The 6,518-nt window shown below is 71.1% G+C and carries 3 protein-coding genes; 1 reads left to right on the top strand and 2 read right to left on the bottom strand.

Annotated features, from left to right (window positions below; translation table 11 throughout):
- Positions 1-2,214: 2,214 nt before the first annotated feature.
- Positions 2,215-2,841 (bottom strand): DUF4232 domain-containing protein, encoded by a 627-nt coding sequence (locus tag ACFXPL_RS02615; protein ID WP_384911236.1) that lies wholly within the window; start codon positions 2,839-2,841, stop codon positions 2,215-2,217.
- 371 nt (positions 2,842-3,212) lie between these two features.
- On the opposite strand from ACFXPL_RS02615, the gene ACFXPL_RS02610 reads away from it, so the two are divergent.
- Complete coding sequence (locus tag ACFXPL_RS02610) at positions 3,213-4,712, top strand: S1 family peptidase (protein ID WP_384911233.1); 1,500 nt, start codon at positions 3,213-3,215, stop codon at positions 4,710-4,712.
- A 70-nt stretch (positions 4,713-4,782) separates the two neighbouring features.
- Here the strand turns inward: ACFXPL_RS02610 and ACFXPL_RS02605 are convergent, their stop codons facing one another.
- On the bottom strand, positions 4,783-6,483 hold the full coding sequence (locus tag ACFXPL_RS02605; RefSeq protein WP_384911231.1) for an IclR family transcriptional regulator C-terminal domain-containing protein: 1,701 nt from the start codon (positions 6,481-6,483) through the stop codon (positions 4,783-4,785).
- Positions 6,484-6,518: the final 35 nt, after the last annotated feature.

Genomic DNA, 6,518 nt, shown 5'->3' with positions numbered 1-6,518 from the left:
TCTGGGGCGGGGTTGTGGGGGGGTTGCCGGTGGTGGGGCGGATAGCTCCCGCCACACCACGGGTGCGAGTTCAGGATCAAGAGCAGAAAGGACCGCCCGCCGGGCGGACGACATTGGCGCCCGCGCTGGGAGCTCCCGGCGGCCCGTAGGCGCCTGCGGGAACGAACACGGCTTTTACCTGGCGGGCGGCCGTCCCCCCTCTAAAAGCCTCCTGAGGCGGCACCGGGCCGCGCCTGTCCGAGGTGCGGATTTCTGCGTCATTGCGTCATCTGCGTCATTCGTGGCGCTGACCTGGTGTTTTGCATGACGCAGCGGTTGGGGTGTGCGTCATGGGTTCGTCATGGCATGACGCACATGACGCAGGGATGACGCAGGATCGGCCGTCTGCGTCATGGCCGTTCCCGCAGGTCTGGGGCCAGTTTGCCGTCCGTATGACGCACATGACGCAGCATCTCTTCTCTTAGGACAAGGAGGGGGTACTGAAGAAAGGTCCGCGTCGCAGGACAAGCAAGAGGAGCACCACGGGCGTGGCGTGCTCCTCTTGCTTGCCCTCGGGGCTGCCGGTTTGTCAGGGGCCGGGGGGGGCTCCACGCGGCCGGTCTGCGGCTGCTAGGCCTAGCAGCCGCCCCCGCTAGGCCTAGCACCTCTACTAGCGACACACGCGGGCTATGACCAGGGAACTAGCGGCTAGCGGAGGATCCCCGCCCCCACTCGAACACCCCAGCCGGCAAGAGACGGGGGCAGGTACTCGACGCTAGGCGCGCTCCCCTGAAGAGCCTCTTAGGGGGAGATCACCGGGCCGGTCTCTCTCCCCCCTAAGAGGCTCTTCAGGGGTCGGTCAACTCGTACCGGCGATACGGACCGCACCCGTCTGCGCCCACGCCCGAAACGGCCACACACGGCTAACCGGGTAGTGGGTACTGGGGCGCGCCCCACTAAGGCCGGAACACCCCAGTAGGCCCGCACAGGGCTCTACAGGCGATTTTCTACTGGGGACCCCACTACCCACTACCCAGTAGCTACGTCCCGCTGTGACCACGCACCGTAAGGAGAGGGAGGCGGCTGCCCCGGCGGGTAAAAGCCGTGTTCGCTTCCCGCAGGCGCCCGAGCCGGGAGCTCCCAGTGGCCGGTGGGCGCCAATGTCGTCCGCCCGGCGGGCGGTCCTTTCTGCTCTTGATCCTGAACTCGCACCCGTGGTGTGGCGGGAGCTATCCGCCACACCACGGGCATCCGCCACACATCCGAGCCCCTGACCTGCGACGTGGCGGCGTGGCGGACGTGGCGGATCCTCAGCGGGAGGGGAAGCGGGTAGCGTCAGCCATCCGCTACCGGGCCCCTGTCCGCTACCCCTGATCACGCCCCTGACCAGGGCGGTAGCGGCGGTAGCGGAAGTAGCGGACCTGGTAGGCGGAGGGACTGCCCGCCCTGGACCACGAACGGGCCCTGGAAGGGGATTCCGAAGAGAGTGCCACACCCCTTTACCCCCACTACCCTGCAGGTCAGGGGGCTTTACCTGCCCCTCTACCGGGGTAAAGGCCCCCCTCTACCCGGCGGCGGTCACGGGAGGCTGCGGACCGCCGGGCGCGATGGGCGTGCCGAGCGATCGAGTTGACCGGGACCCCTCTACCTCCGGTACGCGTCCCGAGCACAAGCGGAATCCGGAGTGGAGCACTTCAGGGAGGCAGAGACACCCCCTTCCCTCAGCGCTCAGGAGGGGTTTTCGCGGACTGGCCTGCCCGCCTCCCTGCCTCCCTGATCGTTGATCTACGCAGGTCAGGTACGGGGAGGCGCCCCAGGGAGGCACACAGGGAGAACTCCCCGCCTCCCTGACGACTCCCCGCCGCCTCCCCCGCGAAAACGGAACGCGCTTTGGGTCTCGCGCGGGGGGCGAACGCGCGCCGGCGCGGCGGCGGTCCGGTCGCTCGCGCCCGTGCGTGGTCAACGACCGGGCGAGGTCACTCGGGACCCCAGTTCGCACTATCTGCGATACAGCTGGGGGCCGAACACCGCCTGCGGTCAAGGAACTTGCTGGTCAGAGGCCATTCGCAAGCTCAATTCTGATTGTGCTCCGGAGCCGTGTGCGCAGGTTCGAATCCTGCCGGGGGCACTCGCCGGACCATGTACGGGAATCCGTAGGTGACCAGGGCGGATGCCGACAGGAGAGAGCGGGAGTCAGTCTCACTGACTCCCGCTCTTCTCGTTGTCCCGCAGCCGTCAGTCGGACTTCTGCCAGGGCGTCGTCCCGAGTTGACCCGTGTCCGTCAGGTCGAGGGGGCCGTCCGGCGTCTCCATGGTCTGGGGGCGTTCCCCGGCGGCCGGGGTGATCTCCAGATAGGTCCTCGACGTGTCGGGGGACATCATGCGCCAGCTCAGGCCCGACCGGGCCGACTCGCCGGGTTCCAGGGTCAGGGGAGCGGGGTCCGGGGCGGGTCCCGCCATGGGGATGGCGTCCGTGCCCCGGAAGACCTTGATGTCGTACGGATCGCGGTCCTCGTCCAGGACCCGGACGGAGGGGTAGCCGTTCAACTCGTACGGGCCCGTACCGCAGTTGGTCAGGGTTACGGTCATCGCGCGCAGCCCCATCGCGCCCTGGACCAGGCCGGGCGTGATCCGTACGCCCGACTCGGGGCAGGCCCCCGTGGGGCCGGTCGGCTCGGACGGTGCGGAGGTCGGCAGGGACCGGTCCGCGGGCGGTGCCGGCGCCGGCTCGGCGGGCTCCGGCGTCGCCGTCCTCGCGGGGTCGCGCTCGCGCTCCAGTTCCCGCTCCAGGCTGCTGCAACCGGTGGCCAGCACGACAGCCGCGGCGAGGGTCAGGACATGTCCGATGCGTATGACGGTCACGCGGTGATCATCCCATCTCTGCATGACGCGTAGTCCGTTCGCCGTATGTGCGACGGAGTCGAACGCTGCCTCTTTCGATTGCGGAATCGGGGCCCTCGAAAGTTTTCTCGACGATTGTTCCGTCGCTCAGGGGGCGATTGGTATAGCCGTATTTGAGGGGACGCGTCGGCTGATCGTAACCAGGCGAATTGGCGTCCTTCACAGGGTTATGCCCGGGAGATCCGGGTGGGGGCCCGTGCCGTAACGGAGGGGGTGAACTCGGTTGCGGGGAAGTTGTGTTGAACGCGGTTCGCGTCCCCTCCGTATACAGGGCCGAGCGTTCTTCGTCTGCTGCCGGCGAGCGGACTCCGTCCCCCACAGGAGGTCTTGAGTTGAGCCACAAACGCATACCCAAGCGGAAGATCGTATTCGCCGGGGGTGGCGCTGTAGCCATTGCGGCGGCCGCGATTCTGCTGCCGAACGCCAATGCCTCACAGGGCGGCGAGCCGGAGCCGACGCCCAAGAAGGTGACCGCGGCAGCCGCCGGGGACCTCGCCTCGCAGATCGCCGCCCAGTTGGGCGATGCTTTCGCCGGGTCGTACTACGACTCCGCGAAGCAGCAGATCGTCATCAACGTCGTCGGCGACAACAACAAGGTCGCGCTCCAGGCCAAGCGGGCCGGAGCCGTCGTCAGAAACGTCCAGAACAGTACGGCGCAGCTCAAGGCCGCCTCGCAGACGCTGAAGACGCAGGCCACGATCCCCGGCACGGCCTGGTCCGTCGACCCCAGGACGAACCAGATCCAGGTCACCGCGGACCGCACCGTGACCGGTGCCGAGTGGAACCGGATCGAGTCGACCGTGAAGTCGCTCGGCTCGGACGTGGCCCGGATCAAGCGGAGCGCCGGGGAGCTCAAGCCCCTGGCCGCGGGCGGCGACGCCATCTTCGGCGGGGGCGCGCGGTGCTCCCTGGGCTTCAACGTCGTGACGGCGGACGGCGCCCCCGGCTTCCTCACGGCCGGGCACTGCGGCGTCGCCGCGGCGGAGTGGGCGGATGCCCAGAACGGGCAGCCGATCGCCACCGTCCAGGACGCGACCTTCGCGGGCGGCGGCGACTTCGCCCTCGCCGCGTACGACGACCCCGCGACCGAGGCCCTCAGCACGGTCGACACGGGTGACGGCCAGATCGTGGAGATCGCCGCCGCCGCCGAGGCGGCCGTGGGCCAGGAAGTCATCCGGATGGGCAGCACCACCGGGCTGGCCGACGGTTCGGTCACCGGTCTCGACGCCACCGTCAACTACGGCAACGGTGACATCGTCAACGGTCTCATCCAGACCAATGTCTGCGCCGAGCCCGGCGACAGCGGCGGTCCGCTGTTCACCGCGGACGGCGGTGCCATCGGCCTGACCTCCGGCGGCAGCGGCGACTGCACCGTCGGCGGTGAGACCTTCTTCCAGCCTGTGACGACCGCGCTGGAGGCGGTCGGCGCCCAGATCGGTGCCGGGGACGGAGGCGCCGGCGACGGTGCCGCCGACGCCGGTGCGGGTGATGGTGCCGCCGACGCGGGCGCGGGCGATGGCGCCGGTGACGGCGCGGCTGACGCGGGTGCCGGTGACGGCGCGGCTGATGCCGGTGCGGGTGATGGTGCCGCTGACGCGGGTGCGGGTGACGGTGGACTCGATGCCGGCGCCGCCAATGCGGGTGCGGGTGATGGTGCCGCCGACGCGGGTGCCGGCGACGGTGCCGCTGATGCCGGTGCCGGCGACGGCGCGGCTGACGCCGGTGCGGGTGACGGTGCCGCTGATGCCGGTGCCGGTGATGCCGGCAACGGCAACCAGGGCAACGGAAACAACAACGGCAACAACAACAACGGGAACCGCAGCGGTCACTGACCCCGCGTCGCCCTCTCGGAAGGACCTCCCGGCCCGGCATTCCGCCGGTCGGCGGGGTCCTTCCGCCGTGTCACACCGTGGGTACGTGGGTGAAGCGGCCCGCCACGTCAAGGTCCGCCTCCACCCGCGCCGCCGTCGCGCGCAGCTCCGGCAGGACCTCCGTGAGGCACGCCTCGACATCGCGGCGGCTCGTGTGCATGGCGACGTTCACGGCCGCCACGACCGCGCCCGTACGGTCCACGACCGGTACCGCGATCGAGCGGAGCCCCTCCTCCAGCTCCTCGTCCACCAGGGCGTACCCCGTACGGCGTACGCCGCCCAGGAGCGCGGCCAGTTCGGTGGGGCGGGTGACCGTGTGCCGGGTGAGTGCCTTTGGTTCGGCACGCGCGAGCCGGGCGGTCAGTTCGTCGTACGAGAGCTCGTCCGTCAGCCCGGCCAGCAGGACCCGGCCCATGGACGTCGCGTACGCGGGAAAGCGGGTGCCGACGGTGATGTTGACGTTCATGATGCGCCGCGTGGCCACCCGCGCCGTGTACTGGACGTCATCGCCCACCAGTACCGCCAAGGACGCCGAGTCGTGCACCCGCCCCGCGAGCGCGGCGAGATGGGGTGCGGCGATCCGGGGGAGCGTCGTACGGGACAGGGCGGGGAAGCCGAGCGAGAGCACCCGCGGAGTGAGCCGGAACGTCCGGTCGGGCGCGGCGGTGACGTGGCCCAGGTGTTCCAGGGTGATCAGGGCGCGCCGGGCGGTGGCCCTGGCCAGGCCGGTGGCCTCGGCGACGGCGCTGAGCGTCAGCGCGTCCCTGTCCTCGCCGAACGCGGTCAGTACGGTCAGCCCACGGGCCAGGGACTCGATGAACTCCCGGCCCAGCTCCTGCTTGGACGCGCCGGTCCACGCGGCCAGCCCGGCGCGCGCCGACGCGGGACGCCGGCCGGTGGGGGGCTCCCCGGGCGGGCGGGCCAGTTCGCGCTCCATCTCGGCCACGGCCGCCCGCAGCCGGGGCAGCAGGGTCTCCCGGAGCGACGCGGCGCTGTGCCGGCTGGTGTGGCTGACGACGCTCGCGACACAGACCGGCTGCCCCGTCCGTCCCGCCCGACCCGGCGACGGGGTGTGGAGCGGTACGGAGAGGGCGATCAGCCCCGGTTCGACGCGCTGGTCGTCCAGCGCCCAGCCGTCGTCCCTGGCCCGCCGCGCCAGCTCCTCGAAGCCCCGGTCCTCGGGGTCGGTGGCCCGGCGCGCCCGCCACCGCTCCCACTCCTCCCCGGACCACCCGGCGGCGATCAGCGGCCCCGGCGCGGTGCGTTCGGCCGGCAGCAGGTCCCCGATGCGGAAGGCCAGCGACATGGCGCGCCGCCGCGTGCTCTGGTGGACGAAGCGGATGCCGTCGCCGTCCGGGACCGCCAGCGACACCGACTCGTCCAGCTCGTCCGCGAGCCGATCGGCGAGGGGGCCGAGCCGTCCCGGCAGCCGTGACGCGGACAGATAGGCGTTGCCCAGCTCCATGAGGCGCGGGGCGAGTACGGCGTCGTGGCCGGTCAGCCGTACGTACCCCATGCGGGCCAGCGTCGCGACGACCCGGTCGAGCGTGGCGCGGGCGAGGCCGGTGGTGCGGACCAGGGTGCCGATGCTCGCCCGGCCGTCGGCGTCGCTGAGCGCGCGCAGGACGCGGACGCCGCGCATCAGCGGTTTCACGGCCTCGGCGGGCGCCTCGCCGGGAGCAGGAGCAGGAGGGGGAGGGAGCGGGGACGGGGGAAGGGGGGTGGACGGCATCGGTTCGGGTCTCCGGTTCTTCCGAGCCCGGGCTT

It is taken from the genome of Streptomyces sp. NPDC059092, from assembly GCF_042756365.1.
Lineage (GTDB): Bacteria > Actinomycetota > Actinomycetes > Streptomycetales > Streptomycetaceae > Streptomyces.
Note: the sequence above shows the minus strand (reverse complement) of the source record. Positions and strands in the feature narration are given on the sequence as shown.